The 21773-nt window shown below is 23.7% G+C and carries 24 protein-coding genes, 8 tRNA genes and 2 pseudogenes; 17 read left to right on the top strand and 17 right to left on the bottom strand.

Annotation, left to right across the window (positions count from 1 at the left end; translation table 4 throughout):
* Positions 1–2 precede the first annotated feature (2 nt).
* Positions 3–953 carry an IS30 family transposase gene (locus ACICQF_RS04685; protein ID WP_395472950.1) on the bottom strand — a complete coding sequence of 317 codons (951 nt, stop codon included), beginning with the start codon at positions 951–953 and terminating at the stop codon, positions 3–5.
* A gap of 497 nt (positions 954–1450) precedes the next feature.
* Between ACICQF_RS04685 and ACICQF_RS04680 the strand changes: the two genes are divergently transcribed.
* On the top strand, positions 1451–2692 hold the full coding sequence (locus ACICQF_RS04680; protein WP_395472949.1) for a DEAD/DEAH box helicase: 1242 nt from the start codon (positions 1451–1453) through the stop codon (positions 2690–2692).
* A gap of 631 nt (positions 2693–3323) precedes the next feature.
* Here the strand turns inward: ACICQF_RS04680 and ACICQF_RS04675 are convergent.
* Positions 3324–4445 carry an Mbov_0401 family ICE element transposase-like protein gene (locus ACICQF_RS04675; protein WP_395472948.1) on the bottom strand — a complete coding sequence of 374 codons (1122 nt, stop codon included), beginning with the start codon at positions 4443–4445 and terminating at the stop codon, positions 3324–3326.
* A gap of 142 nt (positions 4446–4587) precedes the next feature.
* Between ACICQF_RS04675 and ACICQF_RS04670 the strand changes: the two genes are divergently transcribed.
* Entirely contained in the window at positions 4588–5091 is a 504-nt protein-coding gene (locus ACICQF_RS04670) for an IS30 family transposase (protein WP_395472947.1), read from the top strand.
* Between the two features lie 9 nt (positions 5092–5100).
* Positions 5101–5538 carry an IS30 family transposase gene (locus ACICQF_RS04665; protein ID WP_395473705.1) on the top strand — a complete coding sequence of 146 codons (438 nt, stop codon included), beginning with the start codon at positions 5101–5103 and terminating at the stop codon, positions 5536–5538.
* A 19-nt stretch (positions 5539–5557) separates the two neighbouring features.
* On the opposite strand, the gene ACICQF_RS04660 is transcribed toward ACICQF_RS04665, so the two are convergent.
* The 5 genes from ACICQF_RS04660 to ACICQF_RS04640 all read right to left on the bottom strand — a co-directional run bounded on the left by ACICQF_RS04660 (position 5558) and on the right by ACICQF_RS04640 (position 7620).
* Entirely contained in the window at positions 5558–5788 is a 231-nt protein-coding gene (locus ACICQF_RS04660) for a hypothetical protein (RefSeq protein WP_395472946.1), read from the bottom strand.
* Positions 5789–5914: 126 nt separating this feature from the next.
* On the bottom strand, positions 5915–6118 hold the full coding sequence (locus ACICQF_RS04655) for a hypothetical protein (RefSeq protein ID WP_395472945.1): 204 nt from the start codon (positions 6116–6118) through the stop codon (positions 5915–5917).
* Positions 6119–6177: 59 nt separating this feature from the next.
* Positions 6178–6333 carry a hypothetical protein gene (locus tag ACICQF_RS04650; protein ID WP_395472944.1) on the bottom strand — a complete coding sequence of 52 codons (156 nt, stop codon included), beginning with the start codon at positions 6331–6333 and terminating at the stop codon, positions 6178–6180.
* A 339-nt stretch (positions 6334–6672) separates the two neighbouring features.
* Positions 6673–6897 carry a hypothetical protein gene (locus ACICQF_RS04645; RefSeq protein ID WP_395472943.1) on the bottom strand — a complete coding sequence of 75 codons (225 nt, stop codon included), beginning with the start codon at positions 6895–6897 and terminating at the stop codon, positions 6673–6675.
* Positions 6898–7182: 285 nt separating this feature from the next.
* A complete protein-coding gene (locus tag ACICQF_RS04640) occupies positions 7183–7620 on the bottom strand; it encodes a rolling circle replication-associated protein (protein WP_395472942.1) in 438 nt (145 codons plus the stop codon).
* A gap of 120 nt (positions 7621–7740) precedes the next feature.
* Here ACICQF_RS04640 and ACICQF_RS04635 point away from each other — a divergent pair.
* A pseudogene (locus ACICQF_RS04635) lies at positions 7741–8187 on the top strand (oleate hydratase); the annotation flags it as partial.
* A 118-nt stretch (positions 8188–8305) separates the two neighbouring features.
* Here ACICQF_RS04635 and ACICQF_RS04630 read toward each other — a convergent pair.
* Positions 8306–9256, bottom strand: a pseudogene (locus tag ACICQF_RS04630) (IS30 family transposase).
* Between the two features lie 358 nt (positions 9257–9614).
* Between ACICQF_RS04630 and ACICQF_RS04625 the strand changes: the two are divergent.
* Entirely contained in the window at positions 9615–9992 is a 378-nt protein-coding gene (locus tag ACICQF_RS04625; RefSeq protein ID WP_252318945.1) for a S1 RNA-binding domain-containing protein, read from the top strand.
* 170 nt (positions 9993–10162) lie between these two features.
* Positions 10163–11473, top strand: coding sequence for a glucose-6-phosphate isomerase (locus ACICQF_RS04620; RefSeq protein WP_395472941.1), 1311 nt, complete (start codon positions 10163–10165; stop codon positions 11471–11473).
* A 161-nt stretch (positions 11474–11634) separates the two neighbouring features.
* Here the strand turns inward: ACICQF_RS04620 and ACICQF_RS04615 are convergent, their stop codons facing one another.
* The 5 genes from ACICQF_RS04615 to ACICQF_RS04595 form a co-directional block, all read right to left on the bottom strand.
* Positions 11635–12069 carry a hypothetical protein gene (locus ACICQF_RS04615; RefSeq protein WP_395472940.1) on the bottom strand — a complete coding sequence of 145 codons (435 nt, stop codon included), beginning with the start codon at positions 12067–12069 and terminating at the stop codon, positions 11635–11637.
* 56 nt (positions 12070–12125) lie between these two features.
* The gene (locus tag ACICQF_RS04610) at positions 12126–12689 is read right to left on the bottom strand and encodes an IS30 family transposase (RefSeq protein ID WP_395473687.1); all 564 of its coding nucleotides are present in this window, start codon (positions 12687–12689) and stop codon (positions 12126–12128) included.
* Positions 12686–13075 (bottom strand): transposase, encoded by a 390-nt coding sequence (locus ACICQF_RS04605; RefSeq protein ID WP_395472939.1) that lies wholly within the window; start codon positions 13073–13075, stop codon positions 12686–12688. The genes ACICQF_RS04610 and ACICQF_RS04605 overlap by 4 nt, the downstream gene beginning before the upstream one ends.
* 189 nt (positions 13076–13264) lie before the next feature.
* Entirely contained in the window at positions 13265–13891 is a 627-nt protein-coding gene (locus ACICQF_RS04600) for an isochorismatase family cysteine hydrolase (protein ID WP_395472938.1), read from the bottom strand.
* A 204-nt stretch (positions 13892–14095) separates the two neighbouring features.
* Positions 14096–15046 carry an IS30 family transposase gene (locus ACICQF_RS04595; RefSeq protein ID WP_395472937.1) on the bottom strand — a complete coding sequence of 317 codons (951 nt, stop codon included), beginning with the start codon at positions 15044–15046 and terminating at the stop codon, positions 14096–14098.
* Positions 15047–15290: 244 nt separating this feature from the next.
* On the opposite strand from ACICQF_RS04595, the gene ACICQF_RS04590 reads away from it, so the two are divergent.
* The 7 genes from ACICQF_RS04590 to ACICQF_RS04560 all read left to right on the top strand — a co-directional run bounded on the left by ACICQF_RS04590 (position 15291) and on the right by ACICQF_RS04560 (position 15963).
* Positions 15291–15366: transfer RNA gene (locus ACICQF_RS04590), tRNA-Val, on the top strand.
* A gap of 7 nt (positions 15367–15373) precedes the next feature.
* Positions 15374–15450: transfer RNA gene (locus tag ACICQF_RS04585), tRNA-Thr, on the top strand.
* A gap of 11 nt (positions 15451–15461) precedes the next feature.
* Positions 15462–15546: transfer RNA gene (locus ACICQF_RS04580), tRNA-Tyr, on the top strand.
* 10 nt (positions 15547–15556) lie between these two features.
* Positions 15557–15631 (top strand) — tRNA-Gln (locus ACICQF_RS04575).
* A 16-nt stretch (positions 15632–15647) separates the two neighbouring features.
* Positions 15648–15722: transfer RNA gene (locus ACICQF_RS04570), tRNA-Lys, on the top strand.
* Positions 15723–15728: 6 nt separating this feature from the next.
* A tRNA-Leu gene (locus ACICQF_RS04565) sits at positions 15729–15816 on the top strand.
* Between the two features lie 65 nt (positions 15817–15881).
* Positions 15882–15963, top strand: a tRNA-Leu gene (locus tag ACICQF_RS04560).
* 73 nt (positions 15964–16036) lie between these two features.
* Here the strand turns inward: ACICQF_RS04560 and ACICQF_RS04555 are convergent.
* The gene (locus ACICQF_RS04555; RefSeq protein WP_395472936.1) at positions 16037–17065 is read right to left on the bottom strand and encodes a hypothetical protein; all 1029 of its coding nucleotides are present in this window, start codon (positions 17063–17065) and stop codon (positions 16037–16039) included.
* A 434-nt stretch (positions 17066–17499) separates the two neighbouring features.
* Here ACICQF_RS04555 and ACICQF_RS04550 point away from each other — a divergent pair, with 434 nt between their 5' ends.
* The 3 genes from ACICQF_RS04550 to ACICQF_RS04540 all read left to right on the top strand — a co-directional run bounded on the left by ACICQF_RS04550 (position 17500) and on the right by ACICQF_RS04540 (position 20190).
* On the top strand, positions 17500–18312 hold the full coding sequence (locus ACICQF_RS04550) for an IS30 family transposase (RefSeq protein WP_395472935.1): 813 nt from the start codon (positions 17500–17502) through the stop codon (positions 18310–18312).
* A gap of 199 nt (positions 18313–18511) precedes the next feature.
* Positions 18512–20056 (top strand): sodium-dependent transporter, encoded by a 1545-nt coding sequence (locus tag ACICQF_RS04545; RefSeq protein ID WP_395472934.1) that lies wholly within the window; start codon positions 18512–18514, stop codon positions 20054–20056.
* A 5-nt stretch (positions 20057–20061) separates the two neighbouring features.
* On the top strand, positions 20062–20190 hold the full coding sequence (locus ACICQF_RS04540) for a hypothetical protein (RefSeq protein ID WP_255495923.1): 129 nt from the start codon (positions 20062–20064) through the stop codon (positions 20188–20190).
* Between the two features lie 95 nt (positions 20191–20285).
* Here ACICQF_RS04540 and ACICQF_RS04535 read toward each other — a convergent pair whose 3' ends face one another.
* The gene (locus ACICQF_RS04535) at positions 20286–20678 is read right to left on the bottom strand and encodes a hypothetical protein (RefSeq protein ID WP_395472933.1); all 393 of its coding nucleotides are present in this window, start codon (positions 20676–20678) and stop codon (positions 20286–20288) included.
* Positions 20679–20839: 161 nt separating this feature from the next.
* Between ACICQF_RS04535 and ACICQF_RS04530 the strand changes: the two genes are divergently transcribed.
* A tRNA-Gly gene (locus tag ACICQF_RS04530) sits at positions 20840–20913 on the top strand.
* 53 nt (positions 20914–20966) lie between these two features.
* Here ACICQF_RS04530 and ACICQF_RS04525 read toward each other — a convergent pair.
* Together ACICQF_RS04525 and ACICQF_RS04520 are read right to left on the bottom strand one after the other, a co-directional pair.
* Positions 20967–21164, bottom strand: a complete 198-nt coding sequence (locus ACICQF_RS04525) for a hypothetical protein (protein WP_338957754.1) — start codon at positions 21162–21164, stop codon at positions 20967–20969.
* Positions 21164–21391, bottom strand: a complete 228-nt coding sequence (locus ACICQF_RS04520; protein ID WP_174481002.1) for a hypothetical protein — start codon at positions 21389–21391, stop codon at positions 21164–21166. Before ACICQF_RS04520 ends, ACICQF_RS04525 begins: the two co-directional genes overlap by 1 nt.
* Between the last annotated feature and the right edge of the window lie 382 nt (positions 21392–21773).

The following is a 21773-nucleotide window of genomic DNA, read 5'->3' as shown; positions in this document are numbered from 1 at the left end:
AACTAAATTATTTTTCTATCCAAATATTCGATTGGTGAAAGATAATTTAATATTTTTCTCGGTCTTTGATTTAAAGACAATATAAATTTATGAACTTCATTTTTATTAGTTTTTGAAAAAATAAATTTTTTAGGAAATTTTTCTCTAATTAAACCATTATTATTTTCATTAGTACCTCTTTGTCAAGGTGAATATGGATTGGCAAAATAAATTTTTACATCTAAATTTTTTTCAAGTTGTTGTCAATTTGAAAATTCTTTGCCACGATCAAAAGTAATAGTTTTAACAATGTTTTTAGGAAGAATTGATAAATAATAACTGACATTTTTATTAATAACTTTAGTAGTTCTGTTTTTAACTAATATTGCTAAAGTAAATCGTGATACTCTTTCAACTAAAGTTATTAAACATGATTTGCTTTTGCCTCTTGATGATACTATAGTATCTCCTTCTCAATGACCAAGTGTTATACGATCATTAACATTTATATCTCGTTCTTTAATTGATTTACCATTAAACTTGCCACGATTTTCTTTAGATTTTCGTTTTTTACCTTTTCTTCTTAAATTTTTACTAGTAACTTTATCAAGCATTCCAAAATAAATTCAAGTATAAATTGTTTTAAAACTAATAACTCATTGTTTATGAAAATTTTTAATTCTGCCATAAATTTGTTCAGGTGATCAACCTAATAGTAATTTTTGTTGTACATATTTTACTAAATTCTTATTTTTAAACTTATGAAAACTAATATGTGATTGTTTTCGATTTTCAGCTTTATTTTGTGCAATTAATGAAAAATAATGATTATTATCTTTATTTCTATTAATTTCTCGAATAATAGTACTAATACTTCGATTAAGATTTTTAGCTATTTCACTAATTTTAAATTTAAATTTCAATTGATTCTCAATATAAATCCTTTCATCTATGTCAAGATGTTTATAACTCATATAAAAACTCCTTACTTTTTTCTAAACTAAATTTAGCATTATGAAATTTTTATATGAGAATTTTTTGCAATTTTATTTACTTGCACTTACAAGTATAATTCAGCATTGATTAAAATTAAAAATTTGTATAGTATTTTAATTATTATTTTTATATTTTCATTTCTAAAAATTTATCTTTACATTTAATTAAAAATAGTGTATTATATTTAAGTTGTTGATTAATTCGCAATTTTCTTTTAAGATATGATTGATAAAAAAATATCAAAAAGTTGTTAATGATGTCAAAGAAATAAATAATATCATGAAATTATTTGACAACTTTTAATTTTAGAAAAATTAGATGAATTAATACTTTAAAATGTAAGTAAGTATATTATATATAAATAATAAATAAAACTAATCCTTTTTTAAAATAATCCTCTTTTAGAGGTTATTTTTCAGGTTATAATTATCATTTTTTCTAAATTTATTCAAAATTTATTTTTAAGGAGAAATATATGAGTTTTACAGAACTAAATTTAAAACAAGAATTAACTGCTGCTATTGCTAAATGAGGTTATACTACCCCAACACCAATTCAAAAGAAGACAATTCCAGTTTCTTTACAAAAAAAAGATATTATTGGAAAAAGTCATACCGGAACCGGAAAAACTGCTGCTTTTGTCTTACCTATATTACATAATTTAGATATAAAATTATATCGTAATCAAGCCATTATTGTTTGTCCAACTAGAGAATTGGCAATCCAAGTTGCTAAACAAGTAAAAAAATATGCTTATTTTTTAAATGGTGTTAATGTTGCTTTATTATGTGGTGGTGTTAATATTAGAAATCAATTATATGATTTAAGAACTAGTAATATAGTTGTTGGAACACCAGGAAGAATTACTGATCATATTAATCGTGGTAGTTTAAGATTAAATTCAATTAAAACATTAGTTTTAGATGAAGCAGATGAAATGTTAAAAATGGGATTTAAAAAAGATATTGATTTCTTATTTGAGAATTCACCACAAAATATTCAAACTGTCCTTTTTTCAGCAACAATGTCAAAACCAGTTTTAAAAATTGCTGATGATTATCAAAATAATCCAGTTAGTATTACTGTTGAAGATGAAAGTCAAAAATTACAACAAGCAAATATTAAACAATATTATTTTGATTGTCGTAATATAACAAAAGAAACTGCATTAGTTACTTTATATCAAAAATTACAACCACAATTAAGTATTGTTTTTTCAAATACAAAAGCTTTTACTAACAAAATTGCACAATTATTAGAACAAAATAATATTAAATGTGCTGTTATTAACGGTGATAAAAGTCAAAGAGAACGTATGGAAGCAATGAGACAATTTAAAAATGGTAAGGTTAAAGTATTAATTGCTACTGATGTTGTTGCTAGAGGAATTGACATTAATGGCATTGATTATGTTTTTAATTATGATATTCCACGTGAATATGAATACTATACTCATCGTATTGGTAGAACAGCTCGTGCTGGAGCACAAGGAATTGCTATTACTTTAGTAAGTAATAGAGTTCAATATAATGAAATTCAAGAAATTCAATATTATCAAAATCATGAAATTACTTTACTAGATACTACAGGTTGAGATTTGCCTAAAAATGTTGTTAAAGTACCAACTAAATTAAATTTTTCATCTCATAATAATAGAAATGATTTTAAACGTAATGTTGATAATAATTCAAAATGAAAAAGAAAACCAAAATATTAAAACGGCGGTTATCAAAAATCCGGAATAAATTAAATCTTATATAGTCTTATTATATTTTAGACAAGAAATAATTTGGATTTTTATGAAATTGTATTTAAATAATATAATTTTTTTTAAAATATTGCAACTAAAATACTTATAATTAAATTTGTTAAATGTTAAACTTATGAAGTAAAGTTAAGGAGAATTTAAAAATGAAACTTAAAGCACTTAAAAAATTACAGTTAATAACTGTATTATTATTTATTTTTACTATTTTAATTATGATTATAGGTTTAACTCTTATAGGTTCTTGTGATTATCATTCTCATATTTACAATTTATTAACGAAAAAATATATAAACCTAGAAAAAAATGGATTTGGAATATTAAGTACAACCAGTATAATACATATTTTAGGTTGTTCTCCCAAATCTGTATGTTCAATAACTAAATGTAATGGAAATTATTGTAGTTGAATTCAATTACAAATTGGAGTGATTTTTTGTCTAATTTTAGTACCAATTTTAATAATTATAATTTTATCATTAACTTTTTTCATTATTGGTTTAAAAGTAAAAATAAAAAATAATAATTTTTGAGATGCTATTCAAAATTGTGAAATAATAAGTAACTATTACATACATTAAAGCTATGTTTCTAAATTTATCTTATTACATTTAAAAATAACCATTTTAATATAAATTAAAATATTATATGTTCTATTACCAAGCATTTCTTTTAAAACATGTCAAATATTAGTTTCTGTAAAACAACCAATATTTCACTTTGCACCTTGATTTTCAATACCTTCTTTATTATTTTTAAAGTATTGTTTTTTTAATTTTTTATGATTATCTAATTGATTATATAAATAGTTAATTAATTGTTCATATTGACCATTATTAATTAAATATTTACCATGATTATATTCTTCTAAATATTTTTCTTTATTTCCAGCGATTATTCCAAGATATAATGTTCTAATTAAATGAAATTTATCTAAAACAAATTGTGCACCTAAATAATCAGCAACTTCTTTAATTCATCCTGCACTATCACCACAAATAATAATTTTTGCTTGTTCAATATTTTCATAAAATTTTTGACAATGTTCTTTAACAAATTCAGCAGTTTTTTTAACTCCAATTTTTGTTTTTGTTGGTCTTATAATTGCCTTTACTCTTTTATTTTGTACTTTATGATTAATATTATCTGTATATGTTACTATTAATCGCATAGAATATTTTGTACCTTTACGTTTAAAATTTCAAAATTTTCGGTGACCATCATCAATTGCTACAAAAATAGGCTGATTTTTTTCTAACTTTACTTTTACTGGATTTGCTTCAATTACTTCTAAATTTTTAAAAACTCTATGAATAGAACTAAGACTAATATTTGCTTTTTTTATAATATCTCAAATATCTCTGTATCTTTTTCCATCAGCAAAATATTCTATAATAGTTTGTTCAATATCTTCACCTATTCTTTTATATTTTGGCAGTTCTAGTATTTCATCAACTAAACAAACACGAACTCATTTTTGTAATTTTTCATTAAAATATTCATAAATTCTTCTTTTATAAGTTACTAATCCATGTATAGTTTTTCTCGTTCGATATTGATAATCAACAATTTTATATTTCTTTTTATCTCTTGTATTTTTTATTCTTCAATCTATTTTTTCTCATTTATTTGTTATATGTTTTAAAACTAATTTATCAATTTTTGCACTTTGTTCTCTAAAATTTCATTTATAATTAAAATTCACATTTACTTTTCCTAACTATTTTAAAAAAATCTAAATTTGCTGAATTATACTTGTAAGTGCAAGTAAATAAAATTGCAAAAAATTCTCATATAAAAATTTCATAATGCTAAATTTAGTTTAGAAAAAAGTAAGGAGTTTTTATATGAGTTATAAACATCTTGGCATAGATGAAAGGATTTATATTGAGAATCAATTGAAATTTAAATTTAAAATTAGTGAAATAGCTAAAAATCTTAATCGAAGTATTAGTACTATTATTCGAGAAATTAATAGAAATAAAGATAATAATCATTATTTTTCATTAATTGCACAAAATAAAGCTGAAAATCGAAAACAATCACATATTAGTTTTCATAAGTTTAAAAATAAGAATTTAGTAAAATATGTACAACAAAAATTACTATTAGGTTGATCACCTGAACAAATTTATGGCAGAATTAAAAATTTTCATAAACAATGAGTTATTAGTTTTAAAACAATTTATACTTGAATTTATTTTGGAATGCTTGATAAAGTTACTAGTAAAAATTTAAGAAGAAAAGGTAAAAAACGAAAATCTAAAGAAAATCGTGGCAAGTTTAATGGTAAATCAATTAAAGAACGAGATATAAATGTTAATGATCGTATAACACTTGGTCATTGATAAGGAGATACTATAGTATCATCAAGAGGCAAAATCAAATCATGTTTAATAACTTTAGTTGAAAGAGTATCACGATTTACTTTAGCAATATTAGTTAAAAACAGAACTACTAAAGTTATTAATAAAAATGTCAGTTATTATTTATCAATTCTTCCTAAAAACATTGTTAAAACTATTACTTTTGATCGTGGCAAAGAATTTTCAAATTGACAACAACTTGAAAAAAATTTAGATGTAAAAATTTATTTTGCCAATCCATATTCACCTTGACAAAGAGGTACTAATGAAAATACTAATGGTTTAATTAGAGAAAAATTTCCTAAAAAATTTATTTTTTCAAAAACTAATAAAAATGAAGTTCATAAATTTATATTGTCTTTAAATCAAAGACCGAGAAAAATATTAAATTATCTTTCACCAATCGAATATTTGGATAGAAAAATAATTTAGTTGCACTTACCTTTACAATTTAGCAAATATTAATAACTTTATTTCTAATAGTTGGTCTTTGATTAATATTCCATATATCAATTCCTAACTTTTTACTAAATAACAAAGAATTAATAGAACCTAAAATTGGGTCTTTTAAATATTGACCATAATAAGCACTAACTCTAACCATAGCACTTAAAGGACTTAATCCAGTTCTTAAAATTTTAGTTAAAGTATAATTACTAGTTTGTTCTAACTCATTAGGCATAAATAAAACTCCTTATTTAATTTTTACTTTTTTCTTTTATTCTCTTTTCTTATTCGTTCCATTTCATTAGCAACTCTGTAACACATTTCACAACCATATACTCTTTCATAAGTCCAATCACTACATTTATGTCTCATAATTTAACTTACTTTCTTGTTGTCTAATTGATTTATTTAAAGCAATATCTAATATACAATTTGGACAATAATATTTTCTAGTATATAAGTTTTGTAAAACTCTTTTTGGACAAATAACTTGGTCGCAAAGTTTACATATATAAATTGCTAAATGAAATGCTTGTTCACATGAACAATTATTATTTTTAGCCATAATTTAAACTTAACTCCTAACATAAAATAATTATTTAAAATTACCCTTTTAATAAATAACTATTTTCAATTAGAAAGTTTTTTAATATTACCGCTTAAATCAAGTTCAAGTGAATAAAAATTACCAACTTTTAAATCAACACTAGATAAACAATTATTAAAATCACTAGCAAATTCTGGATTATATCATTTATCACGTGTTTGACCAGTTGGCACGCTTGTTTATTTATTTATTTCTACAAACTTTAAAACATCAAACTTTAATGTTTGACCTTTATTATTTTTATCGGGTATAATACGCCCTTTTTCAATATTAACTAATTGAACTTTAAACATAAAAAAAATTAACCTCGACTATTCATTAAAATTTAATTTAATAAGTTAAGCATAGTAGGGTAAAACCTATACTTATTAATAATATATCATAAAAATATAAAATTTCAACAAAAAATAAAAAAATGAACACTAGTAAGAATAGTCGTAATTACTAATGTTCAATAAACATTATATATATATATATATACAAGTAAAAATATAGAAAAACTAGTTTTTTTTCTAATGTAAAACTTTTTTCTTAAAATCTATTTTTTCAACTTTATTGCCAAAAACTTTATCTACCCAAGTCAAAACATCTTTATCTCTTTGAATTAAATAACCTATTTCACTAGTCCGTAAATAATACTTATGCGATAAAGCACTTAAATATACATAACGTTCATAATCTTCATATTCTTTAAAATAATCATTTACAACAGTACTTTCAATAATACCACCAATCATAACAGTATTACCGTTACTATCTCTTTGAGTTTTAAAATAAAATACATTTGTTGCTTTAAAACTTGCTTTAATTATATCTTGGATTGTAATTTTTTTAATACCACGAACTACAATAGGATTTTTACAATTACGACTAAAAGCATAAGCCTTTACACCTACATCTGTTTGATTTATAGATTTAACATCATCTATTGCTTTTGTAACATACTTTCCTAAATATTTAATAACAAATTAATTTGTACCTTTTTTAACTACTTTTAAATCATTAAAACCGTGAGTTCATCATTATGCTAGCATACTTTTATGTATCTTTCTATTAAAAATTATATGAAAATGAATAGCACCACGAGATTGATATTCATAAACATAAAAATACTTTAATTCTCCTAAATGTTCAAAACGTTTAGGGTCATTTCACCATTTCTTTAATTTAAGAAAAAATAAACGAATATCTTTTTTTGCTTTTTTAATATCTTGTATATTATCTTTATAAGTTAAAGTAATAAAAATCAACATTTTACTATCATAAAAATTATGTAATGCTTTTTGAATTAAATTAGTTTTAATAAGAACAGTATTATTTCTTAATTTTTGTTTATTACCAACATAACATTTACCTTTTTTATTTCCAATATTATTTAAAAAAGAAATAGGTAAAACAACATTTTTAACATAACAAGCATAAAAAATCTTTTTAACATAAAAATCTTGTTGAAAATCCATATATAAAACTCGACTATTCTAGGTTTTAAAAAAACCAATTTTATACATTTTAATAACAAACAAATCTTAACATAAAAAATTATAAAAATAAATATAAAACAAAAACGATACTTAATCATGGAAATAGCTCAAGAGTGATTATATCATATTGGTGTTCCTGAAGAAGAAATCTTTCAACTTGCTAAAAACTCATGTAATGTGGTACCAGTTTATATGCCATTTATTACTTCATACTTTATGCCAAGAGAAATTGGTGATCGTCCTTTAGTAGTTCCGGAAGGTTCAAAAAATTTAGCGTTTATTGGTAATTTTAGTGAAACTGAAGATGATACAGTTTTTACAACCGAATATTCAGTGAGAACTGCTATGGAAGCTGTCTATAAATTATTAAAGGTTGATAGAGGAATACCAGAAGTTTTTGCTTCAGCATATGATATTAGAGTACTATTGAATTCAACTCATATTTTATGAGATAAGAAAAAAATTAATGATATACAAGTTCCTCTCATCTTAAAAATTTTCCGTAGAGGTGCATTAAAAAAAATCAAGGGAACTTTTCTAGAATAATTACTTGAAAAATCAGGATTATTATAATAAATCCTAATATTTTTAATAATATTTATAAAATAAAATATCTATATTAACTTACCATTTTAAGTATGCTAAATTGTAAAGGTAAGTGCAACTAAATTATTTTTCTATCCAAATATTCGATTGGTGAAAGATAATTTAATATTTTTCTCGGTCTTTGGTTTAAAGACAATATAAATTTATGAACTTCATTTTTATTAGTTTTTGAAAAAATAAATTTTTTAGGAAATTTTTCTCTAATTAAACCATTAGTATTTTCATTAGTACCTCTTTGTCAAGGTGAATATGGATTGGCAAAATAAATTTTTACATCTAAATTTTTTTCAAGTTGTTGTCAATTTGAAAATTCTTTGCCACGATCAAAAGTAATAGTTTTAACAATGTTTTTAGGAAGAATTGATAATTAATAACTGACATTTTTATTAATAACTTTAGTATTTCTGTTTTTAACTAATATTGCTAAAGTAAATCGTGATACTCTTTCAACTAAAGTTATTAAACATGATTTGCTTTTACCTCGTGATGATACTATAGTATCTCCTTCTCAATGACCAAGTGTTATACGATCATTAACATTTATATCTCGTTCTTTAATTGATTTACCATTAAACTTGCCACGATTTTCTTTAGATTTTCGTTTTTTACCTTTTCTTCTTAAATTTTTACTAGTAACTTTATCAAGCATTCCAAAATAAATTCAAGTATAAATTGTTTTAAAACTAATAACTCATTGTTTATGAAAATTTTTAATTCTGCCATAAATTTGTTCAGGTGATCAACCTAATAGTAATTTTTGTTGTACATATTTTACTAAATTCTTATTTTTAAACTTATGAAAACTAATATGTGATTGTTTTCGATTTTCAGCTTTATTTTGTGCAATTAATGAAAAATAATGATTATTATCTTTATTTCTATTAATTTCTCGAATAATAGTACTAATACTTCGATTAAGATTTTTAGCTATTTCACTAATTTTAAATTTAAATTTAAATTGATTCTCAATATAAATCCTTTCATCTATGCCAAGATGTTTATAACTCATATAAAAACTCCTTACTTTTTTCTAAACTAAATTTAGCATTATGAAATTTTTATATGAGAATTTTTTGCAATTTTATTTACTTGCACTTACAAGTATAATTCAGCAAAATAAAGAAAAATATTAAAAAAAATTAGTAATATTGTTACAAGTAACATTCATTTCTTTAAAAATAAAGAAATTGCTAACAAATTTAATATTTTAATAATCTTTAAATTTAAAATCAATTAATAATTTCTCATTCTAATGTTTAAAAATTCATAAAATTAATATTATTAATTTTAACTTCAAGATTAAATATAATGTTATAATATTTTTATGTATTATTAAATTATACAAAAGAAAGAGGAATTAACTTATTATGAGTACAATTATTAAAAATGAAGAAAATGAATCAAATGTTCAACAATTTCAAGTTGGTGACATTATTACCGTAACTCCAACTGGAATAAAGGAATTTGGAGTTTTTTGTAAGTGTCCAAATGGATTTTCTGGTTTAATTCACATTAGTCGTATTACCCCTAAATTTGTTAAAAATGTTAGTGATTATTTTACAATTGGTACATCAGTTAAAGCAGAAATAACAGGTATTGATCATACTAAACAACAATTAAGTTTAAGTACAAAAGAACAAGGATTAGTTGCAAAGAATAATTCTTCAATTGAAGAAAATGGTAAAGGATTTGCACCAATAAGAGAAACTGTTGATAATTGATTTAAAAAAGAAGAAAATAATTAAAATACTATTTTTCTTCCAAATAATAAAAAATATTGCCATTAAATGGCAATATTTTTTATTTTTTTCTTGCAATCTAAAATTTTTACAACTATATTTTTATTATAAATATTAAATAGTATTATTACGAATTAATATTTTAATTTTAAATACTATAAGGAGGTTATAGAATAGTGATAAAAACTAATTTAAAGTTTACTAATTTAGATATTAAAGAATTATCAACTTTATATCAAGAAAAAGTAACGGTGATTAACGCTGAACTGGAAAGTAATGCTAAAAATGAAGATGGTTGATTAGGATGAATTGATTTTCCATTTGCATACCAAAAAGACATTACTTTTCAAGACTCTTGAAAACGAATGAAAACTCTAGCATTGAAACTACAAAAAGAAATACAAGTTTTAGTAGTAATTGGTATTGGTGGATCATACTTAGGTGCTAGAGCAGGAATTGATATGGTGCAAGGTTTATTTAATAATACCGCTCCTGTTAAAGTAATTTATATGGGTAATACCATGAGTTCAACTTATGTTCACCAAGTTTTATCATATTTAAAAGATAAAGAATTTGCCATTAATGTTATTTCTAAATCAGGAACTACTACTGAACCAGCAATAGCCTTTCGTTTGTTAAAAGAACTATTAATTAAACAAAAGAAAAATAAGAATATTGTTAATAACAGAATTATCGCTACTACTGATAAAACAAGAGGAGTACTCCATGATTTGGCAAAAGAAGAAGGATATGAAAGCTTTGTTATTCCCGATAATATCGGTGGTAGATACTCTGTTTTAACTCCTGTTGGTATTTTTCCGATGATGGTAGCAGGAATTAACTGTGAAGAAATTATTGCTGGTGCGAAATTAGCAGCAAAAGAATGTAAAAGTGATAAAATTAATGTTAATGATGCCTATTTATATGCAGTTTCTCGCTATCATTTACATAAAACTAATAATAAAGCAGTTGAAATTTTAGTAAGCTATGAATTACAAATGCAAATGTTATGTGAATGATGAAAACAATTATTTGGTGAGTCAGAAGGTAAGGATGGCAAAGGATTATTACCAGCTAGTGTTGTTTTTTCAACTGATTTACATTCAATGGGCCAATTTATTCAAGAAGGTTCAAAAATGTTTTTTGAAACAGTAATAAAAATCAAAAAACCTAATGAAGATATCAAAATTCCACTTGATAAAGAAAACAATGATCAATTAAACTATTTAACAAAACATTATTTACATGAAATTAATAATATTGCCTTACAAGGAACTATTGAAGCTCATAGTGATGAAATAGTAGGAAAAACACCAAATATTTTATTAGAATGGGATACAATGGATGGCAAAATGTTTGGTTATGCTAGTTATTTCTTTATGAAGGCTTGTGCTGTTAGTGCAAAATTATTAGGTGTTGACCCATTTAACCAACCTGGTGTTGAAGTATACAAAAAGAAAATATTTACATTATTAGGTAAAAAATAATTTCCTAATAATAAATTTAATAAAACATTAAAATATAGTTATATAAAAACCATTCTGAAAAGAATGGTTTTTATATAATTTACTTAGTTGTTCTTCACTTATTAATTTACAATATTATATTATGACATTTTTTTTGTAAATAATAATCTAAATAAATGTAATTATAAGTTAAGTTGTATTTTAAATGATAGTAAATGATATATACCAGTGCTAGTTGATGGTGCATTTATAAAATCAAATTGATTTATTTCATTTACCATTTTTTGTTCTTGATCTTTAATTAAAAAACTTTCTACTATATGCTTAGTTATTTGCTCTTGAATAGAATATTGTGCTTTTTCTTCAGAAAAATCTTGATTAATACATTCAATAAAAATGAAAGATAATTTTTCATTTATTTCATTATTCTTAATAATCTCTTGATAAACATCATTAAATTCATTATTTAATAATTTTATATTTAATATTGATAAATCTTCATAAGTCATATTTCTAAAATTTAAATTAAATTCAAATTTTTCAAAAATATTTATTATTAATTGTTGATTTTCAAGTTCTTGATACTCGCTTTCTGATTGGATTACTTTACTAGCCATCTTTTATTCTTCCTTTTCTTTAAAACTTTAATGCTAAATTGTAAAGGTAAGTGCAACTAAATTATTTTTCTATCCAAATATTCGATTGGTGAAAGATAATTTAATATTTTTCTCGGTCTTTGATTTAAAGACAATATAAATTTATGAACTTCATTTTTATTAGTTTTTGAAAAAATAAATTTTTTAGGAAATTTTTCTCTAATTAAACCATTAGTATTTTCATTAGTACCTCTTTGTCAAGGTGAATATGGATTGGCAAAATAAATTTTTACATCTAAATTTTTTTCAAGTTGTTGTCAATTTGAAAATTCTTTGCCACGATCAAAAGTAATAGTTTTAACAATGTTTTTAGGAAGAATTGATAAATAATAACTGACATTTTTATTAATAACTTTAGTAGTTCTGTTTTTAACTAATATTGCTAAAGTAAATCGTGATACTCTTTCAACTAAAGTTATTAAACATGATTTGCTTTTACCTCGTGATGATACTATAGTATCTCCTTCCCAATGACCAAGTGTTATACGATCATTAACATTTATATCTCGTTCTTTAATTGATTTACCATTAAACTTGCCACGATTTTCTTTAGATTTTCGTTTTTTACCTTTTCGTCTTAAATTTTACTAGTAACTTTATCAAGCATTCCAAAATAAATTCAAGTATAAATTGTTTTAAAACTAATAACTAATTGTTTATGAAAATTTTTAATTCTGCCATAAATTTGTTCAGGTGATCAACCTAATAGTAATTTTTGTTGTACATATTTTACTAAATTCTTATTTTTAAACTTATGAAAACTAATATGTGATTGTTTTCGATTTTCAGCTTTATTTTGTGCAATTAATGAAAAATAATGATTATTATCTTTATTTCTATTAATTTCTCGAATAATAGTACTAATACTTCGATTAAGATTTTTAGCTATTTCACTAATTTTAAATTTAAATTTCAATTGATTCTCAATATAAATCCTTTCATCTATGCCAAGATGTTTATAACTCATATAAAAACTCCTTACTTTTTTCTAAACTAAATTTAGCATTATGAAATTTTTATATGAGAATTTTTTGCAATTTTATTTACTTGCACTTACAAGTATAATTCAGCTAAATATAAAAATTATTAAATAATATGTAATATGTATAAAATTTATTATTTATATAAATTTATTTTATTTAAAATTCTACTTTAATTAAATAACATCCTTAACAATAGTAATGCCATTTTTAAGCATTGAATATCATGCATATTGATTTAAAATATTAGCTGGATGCTCTGGTTCATCATAAGTATTTGTCATTGTCATTGGAACAATAACATTTACTTCTTTATTGTGCTGATTAAATCAAGTTTTACAACTAATAGCAAATTGATAAATACAAATATCAGTACAACAACCAACAATAATAATGTTATCCCATTGTAAATTTGGCTTAAAATCAAAAGCAAAAAAACCATTAGTACTATTTTTTTTAATAATCTTAATATTGTCAAATTTTAATTCTTCTACTAACTCTGATTCAATAGTATTTTCCAAACAATGACTAGGAAAAGTATGAAATTCGGGACTATGTTCATTATGAGCATCATTAAAAGCAATAACTTTAGTTTCATTAGTATTTACTTTTGATAATAAATTTTTAATTGGTTTAATAATTGAATTAATATTGGGTGAAAATAAATTTCCTTTTTTAGCAAAGCCATTAACCATATCAACAATAAATATAATATTATGACCTTTTAAAGTTTTAAAATTTAAATTAACTGTTTTATCCAAAGTTTTATTTATAATTTCAATAAATGAATCATTATTTTTCATTATTCACCTCTATTTTTTAAAAATTAATCGTTTAATAATAAATCAAATTATACTACAGCCAGAACAAATTGGCATTAAGAAAATAGTAAAAATAATTCCTACTTTTAAAAAGAAAATATCTACTGTTATTCCCTGACTACTTTGATAGATTAAACTATCAATTACACCATTTATATAAATGCTAAATTGTAAAGGTAAGTGCAACTAAATTATTTTTCTATCCAAATATTCGATTGGTGAAAGATAATTTAATATTTTTCTCGGTCTTTGATTTAAAGACAATATAAATTTATGAACTTCATTTTTATTAGTTTTTGAAAAAATAAATTTTTTAGGAAATTTTTCTCTAATTAAACCATTAGTATTTTCATTAGTACATCTTTGTCAAGGTGAATATGGATTGGCAAAATAAATTTTTACATCTAAATTTTTTTCAAGTTGTTGTCAATTTGAAAATTCTTTGCCACGATCAAAAGTAATAGTTTTAACAATGTTTTTAGGAAGAATTGATAAATAATAACTGACATTTTTATTAATAACTTTAGTAGTTCTGTTTTTAACTAATATTGCTAAAGTAAATCGTGATACTCTTTCAACTAAAGTTATTAAACATGATTTGCTTTTACCTCGTGATGATACTATAGTATCTCCTTCTCAATGACCAAGTGTTATACGATCATTAACATTTATATCTCGTTCTTTAATTGATTTACCATTAAACTTGCCACGATTCTCTTGAGATTTTCGTTTTTTACCTTTTCTTCTTAAATTTTTACTAGTAACTTTATCAAGCATTCCAAAATAAATTCAAGTATAAATTGTTTTAAAACTAATAACTAATTGTTTATGAAAATTTTTAATTCTGCCATAAATTTGTTCAGGTGATCAACCTAATAGTAATTTTTGTTGTACATATTTTACTAAATTCTTATTTTTAAACTTATGAAAACTAATATGTGATTGTTTTCGATTTTCAGCTTTATTTTGTGCAATTAATGAAAAATAATGATTATTATCTTTATTTCTATTAATTTCTCGAATAATAGTAATAATACTTCGATTAAGATTTTTAGCTATTTCACTAATTTTAAATTTAAATTTCAATTGATTCTCAATATAAATCCTTTCATCTATGCCAAGATGTTTATAACTCATATAAAAACTCCTTACTTTTTTCTAAACTAAATTTAGCATTATGAAATTTTTATATGAGAATTTTTTGCAATTTTATTTACTTGCACTTACAAGTATAATTCAGCTTTTAACTTTTCTTTTAAAAAATAATTAAAAATAAAATAATTTTACATTATCTTTAAAAAATAATTGTAAATGTTAAAAATATCTATTATAATGATTAAGGTTTTTTAAGAATAAATAATTCTAATAAAACAATAAATAAGGAGTATTAGCTCAGCTGGGAGAGCAATTGCCTTACAAGCAATAGGTCGGCGGTTCAAGTCCGTCATACTCCACCATTTACCTGCTGATGTGGCTCAATCCGGCAGAGCAACGGTTTTGTAAACCGTAGGTTGCAGGTTCGATTCCTGTCATCAGCACCATTATTATTTATGGAGGGGTAGCAAAGTGGCCAACTGCACCTGGCTGTAAACCAGATCTCTTCGAGTTCGGGGGTTCGACTCCCTCCCCCTCCACCATATTACTTATTGGGGTGTAGCCAAGCGGTAAGGCAACGGCCTTTGACGCCGTCATGCGTTGGTTCAAATCCAACCACCTCAGCCATATATTTTATTAATTTGTCCTCGTAGCTCAGCGGTAGAGCACTCGGCTTTTAACCGAGGTGTCGCAAGTTCGATCCTTGCCGGGGACACCATTTGATGCCCAGGTGGTGAAATGGCAGACACGTCGGGCTTAAGATCCGATGACTTTTACAGGTTGTGCGAGTTCGAGTCTCGCTCTGGGCACCATTTTATATATTTATTAATGACGAGGAAGTATTCCTCATTTTTTATAAGCAAGTAAACTATATTTTGCCCAGATGGCGAAATGGCAGACGCAGTAGACTCAAAATCTACCGAGAAATCATGCGGGTTCGAGTCCCGCTCTGGGCACCACTAATATTAAATTATTAGTATAAAAAGGTATTCTTTTAAGAATACCTTTTTATTTTTATAATATTAAATATTATTAAACTGATAATCGACGTTCTGAAGATTGTTGTTTAACAGACAAACGTTCTTCAGAATTTAATGCTGCTGTATTAAGTGGTTTAGGATCAGCTATTTCAACAACATGAGAAGTTGACATGACTGATTGTGTTTCCTCTCCATTATTAATTTTTTCTGGATTAAAAGGTTTATTTAATAATGGATTATTATCATCACTATCTTCAGAACTTGATGATGATGGTGAAGATGTACTGCTAGAAATATTTTCATAATTATCTTCCTCATCAAAATCATTAACATCCGCACATCAATTTTCATATAATTCCATTCCAGTATTTACTAATAAACCAGTACCAACTATTGCAAGACCAGCTATTGTGTCTCAAAAAGCTGTTGATCTTTTCTTATAAAATGGTTGGTCATCATCATTATTATTTGGATTACTTAATTCATGATATGCAAAAATACTAACACCAGTAATTGCACTAGCAATAGTTATTGGTGCTAATAAACTTGCAGCTGTATTACCTATTTTTTGTCATATATTACGTTGTTGATTTATTGCATTTTCTTCATTATTAGGTGCACAACATTCTGATATTTTTTTACTAATTGTCACTATATGATTTAAACTTGAAGCTGCTGCTGCTGTAATAAAAGCATATGTAACAGGTAATGTATCTGGATTGGGTGTTGGTCAGTTAAGTCAAGCTACTGCTAGTGGTAATAATGGTGCTGTTGCAAAACTCACTCCTGTTAATAAATTATTAATCCTTACATTATTAATATTTCAATATCTTAATATTAAATTAGTTAACGAAATTTTTGAATTAATTCCTCCTTCCAACATAAAAAATAATGCTGGTGCTAGTGATAATACTCCATCTTGATATAATAAATAGTTACCCCCAGTTACCATTCAATTACCAAGAGTAAGTAACACATCTCTTATAGTAGGTACTACCCTATTTCTATTATTAGTTGATATTAAATCATTTGGTAATAATTGTTCTGTAGAAGAATAACTTCTTGCTGGTGATGAATCCATATTTTTCATCCTTTCTAAAAAATAATTTAAAGTAATAAAATTAATATAAAAACACCCATATTAAGAATTACAATTCTTAAATATGAGATAAACTCTAGTCTTTATTTATTACTTCTTGTATTATAACCCTATATTAAATAAATGAAAGTAATATAATCATTAATATTGAAATTATGAAAAATAATTTTAATAACTTAAATAATTAAATTAATAATATTAAAAATAAATTTTTATTATTTCCTTATATAAGGAGGAGTTTTATTTTTTAATATTACTTTTTTAAAATTTACTTAAAAACCTTGTTTTTTCTTATTATTTATTTTTAATAATGCTGAATTATACTTGTAAGTGCAAGTAAATAAAATTGCAAAAAATTCTCATATAAAAATTTCATAATGCTAAATTTAGTTTAGAAAAAAGTAAGGAGTTTTTATATGAGTTATAAACATCTTGGCATAGATGAAAGAATTTATATTGAGAATCAATTTAAATTTAAATTTAAAATTAGTGAAATAGCTAAAAATCTTAATCGAAGTATTAGTACTATTATTCGAGAAATTAATAGAAATAAAGATAATAATCATTATTTTTCATTAATTGCACAAAATAAAGCTGAAAATCGAAAACAATCACATATTAGTTTTCATAAGTTTAAAAATAAGAATTTAGTAAAATATGTACAACAAAAATTACTATTAGGTTGATCACCTGAACAAATTTATGGCAGAATTAAAAATTTTCATAAAGAGTGAGTTATTAGTTTTAAAACAATTTATACTTGAATTTATTTTGGAATGCTTGATAAAGTTACTAGTAAAAATTTAAGAAGAAAAGGTAAAAAACGAAAATCTAAAGAAAATCGTGGCAAGTTTAATGGTAAATCAATTAAAGAACTAGATATAAATGTTAATGATCGTATAACACTTGGTCATTGAGAAGGAGATACTATAGTATCATCAAGAGGCAAAAGCAAATCATGTTTAATAACTTTAGTTGAAAGAGTATCACGATTTACTTTAGCAATATTAGTTAAAAACAGAACTACTAAAGTTATTAATAAAAATGTCAGTTATTATTTATCAATTCTTCCTAAAAACATTGTTAAAACTATTACTTTTGATCATGGCAAAGAATTTTCAAATTGACAACAACTTGAAAAAAATTTAGATGTAAAAATTTATTTTGCCAATCCATATTCACCTTGACAAAGAGGTACTCATGAAAATACTAATGGTTTAATTAGATAAAAATTTCCTAAAAAATTTATTTTTTCAAAAACTAATAAAAATGAAGTTCATAAATTTATATTGTCTTTAAATCAAAGACCGAGAAAAATATTAAATTATCTTTCACCAATCGAATATTTGGATAGAAAAATAATTTAGTTGCACTTACCTTTACAATTTAGCGTATAATTAACTGTTATAAAGGAGGTCATTTATTAATATGAAAAAACAACGCTTAAATATCTCAAAATTAGGATTTTTACTTTCAGTAATGGGTTCGGCAGTAGGATTAGGTGGTATTTGAGGATTTCCAACTCAAATGTATAACCATCATGGTGCTTTTCTAATCCCTTTTTTAATATGTATGGTAATTTGTGCAATACCAGTTTTATTTATTGAAATGACAATTGGTAATAAATATCGCAAAAATCATATTGAATTTTTTAGTGAGGTTGGAGGTAAAAAGGGTGCTTTTTTCTCTTGATTGCATTCAACAACCGTTATTTTACTAAGTACTTATTATAGTGTTTTAGTAGGATGAACTTTAATTAATATTATTATTAGTTTTACTTCTAATTTAAATAAAGGTTCTTATTTTTATCATAATATTTTACAACAAACAAATGATCAAGATATTAGCAATTTAAATAGCCTAGGTAACTTAAATTGAATGATTTTACTTGCAACAATTGGTGTATGAATTATTTTAGGTATCATTCTACTAGGTGGTGTTGAAAAAGGAATTGAAAAAGCCAATAAAATTATGATTCCATTTTTATTTTTAATAATTATTATTTTAGCAATTTATACTAGTACATTATCAGGTGCTAAACTTGGATTAAATGTAATGTTTGATTTAGATGCTAAAGAATTATTAAATCCTGGATTATGAAAAGATGCTTTTGGTCAATCATTCTTTATGTTATCAACATGTACAGGAACCATTTATATTTATGCAGCTCATGCTCCTGAAAAACAAGATAGTACTAATCAAGCTTTTGTAGTAGCCTTTGGTACTAGCGTTATTGGTATATTAACAACAATTATTGTTTTTAATTCAATAGGTGCAATTGCTCAAAATCAAGGTAAAACTGATATTAAATATGTATTTCAAGCAGGACCTGCTTTGATTTTCCAAGTAATACCACAATTATTTGCTATTATTAATAATCAAGTTCCTATTTTAGGAAATATTTTAGCAATATTATTTTTTGTTACACTTTTCTTTGCGGGTATGTCCTCACTAATTGGTCAAGTTGAATCAATGGTAAATGGTCTAGAATATGAAATTCATTTAAAGCGCAAACAAGCATTAGCAATATCATTATTAGGAGCAATGGCAGTATCAGTATTATTTACCTTTAGTAATTCACCAGCGCTGTTTAATGGGCTAGCAATCTGAGTAGCACAAATTTGACTACTAATAATTGGGTTTATTTTATTAATTGGTATTAGTCCATATGGCTGAAAACTATATGATACATTAAAATTATATAATAATGAAAATTCATGAATGAAATGAACAAAAGGATATAAAATAGTAATTTTAATTATCGCACCAATTTTAATTTTAATTAATATTGCTACTGGTATCTATGATTTTATTATTAATATTATCAATGCTAATTTTGTCTATGGTACAGTTGGTCTAACACTTGGTGTTGGGTTAGTTTTGCTTTTAACTTTTATCTTAACTTATCATAAAAATATTCATAATAGTTTTAATAAATTATTTAAAATAAAAACAAAAACTGAAAGAGGTTAAAAAACATGGATGTTGGAGCAATTATTTTAATGGTAATTTCTTTAGTAAGTATTATTGGTCTTTTTATTTTCTTTGTCATAATGGATTTTAAGAGTCATAAAAAACAAAAAAGAAAAGAAAAAAACAAAGAATAATATTTTTTAAAATATTTTAGTATACTTATGATAAAGTATTATAATTAGGTTTTTTTGTAATCTGGCATTAAAATGCCAGATTACAAAACTTATTATTAAATGGTGAGTGAAATGGAAAAAAATAAATTAAAACAAATTTTATTAATTAGCAAAATAACTTTAACAATTGCTTCTTTATTTTTATTTTTATTTTGACTAATGTTTATGACTAATAATTTTTTTCCTAAATCTCAAAACTCATTTGTTGCCAAAATTATGAATACTTCAATTCAAATTATGATTTGACCAATTACTAGTATAATTCTATTTATTTTTATTATGCCAATATGAGTTACTAATAAAAAACAAATTTTATTAGTATTTTTAACACTGTCACTAATTATCACAATATTGTGCACAACTTTTCTTTTTAGTTTAAACATTAATAAATTCTGAATTATATGATTAATTGCTCATTTTTTTGCTATAGCTTCAATTATTTTTGTCATTGTTTCTTTTTTCTTTAAAGAAAAACTTCTTTTATTTAAAAAGAAAAAAAATAAACATATTGAAAAAAAGATTAAAAAATAATTTTTTTTAACTTGTTTATCAAAAGTAGTTGACTTTAATTTTAGTAATATGATATAAATACATGGTGGTTAACATAACTGCGGGTGTCGTATAATGGTATTATTACAGCCTTCCAAGCTGAAGACGTGGGTTCGATTCCCATCACCCGCTCCATTATAAAATAAAAAAAGGCGTATTAATTACGGCTTTTATTTTTTTATAATGGTTTATATTTTAGGACCTTTTTTAGTTTGTAGTACTACTGCTGTTTCTTCATCACTACAATTACTGCAAGCACATTTATTAACTATTTCTGCTCATGAATTTACTGGATACATAACTAAAGACATTCCATTAGTTCTTTCTGGTAATGATTCTAAATATTTTATTTTATTATTTGTGCATTCTTCTAAATTAATTTTCATTAGTTATCCCCTACTTCTTTTAAAATTCGACTATTAAAAGCATCTGCTAAGAACTTATAAACTTTTACTTCAGAAATATTTTTTAAATCATAACAATTAATGATATCAGTTAATTTTAAAATCACATCATGATATTTTATAAAGTAAGTTTTATTTTCAACATTTGCTCACTTTTCTAAATTCATTGCATAATAAATTATTCCATCTCTATAAAATTGTGATTTCATATTTCTCACTCCTTTAAACGATATAATAAAACAAAAAACCTAATTTAAATACAAAAATTTAAACGAGGTCTATAAAAAAAACCAAAATATTTTGTTCCAAAGTTCCTTTAAAACTTTAATACAATTGTAACTCATTTACAAGAAATTCCAAGTAAAATCAATAAAAAAAATTAATAACTTAAAATTAATATAAAGAGATAAATAAAGATTACATTTGTAATCTTTATTTATAATTGTCCTGAAATTGTTTTTAAAACAAAATTTTTTATATTCACTGATTTGTAACTCAACCTCACAATGTTTCTTATTTACTAATCTGGGGTCTCAAGCATAAGCAAGAACTGTTCTATTGTTTACTGCTACTTTAATTAATTTGTTTTAG

This window comes from Spiroplasma endosymbiont of Nomada rufipes (assembly GCF_964277355.1).
Taxonomy (GTDB): Bacteria; Bacillota_I; Bacilli_A; order Mycoplasmatales; family VBWQ01; genus Spiroplasma_E.
Note: the sequence above shows the minus strand (reverse complement) of the source record. Positions and strands in the feature narration are given on the sequence as shown.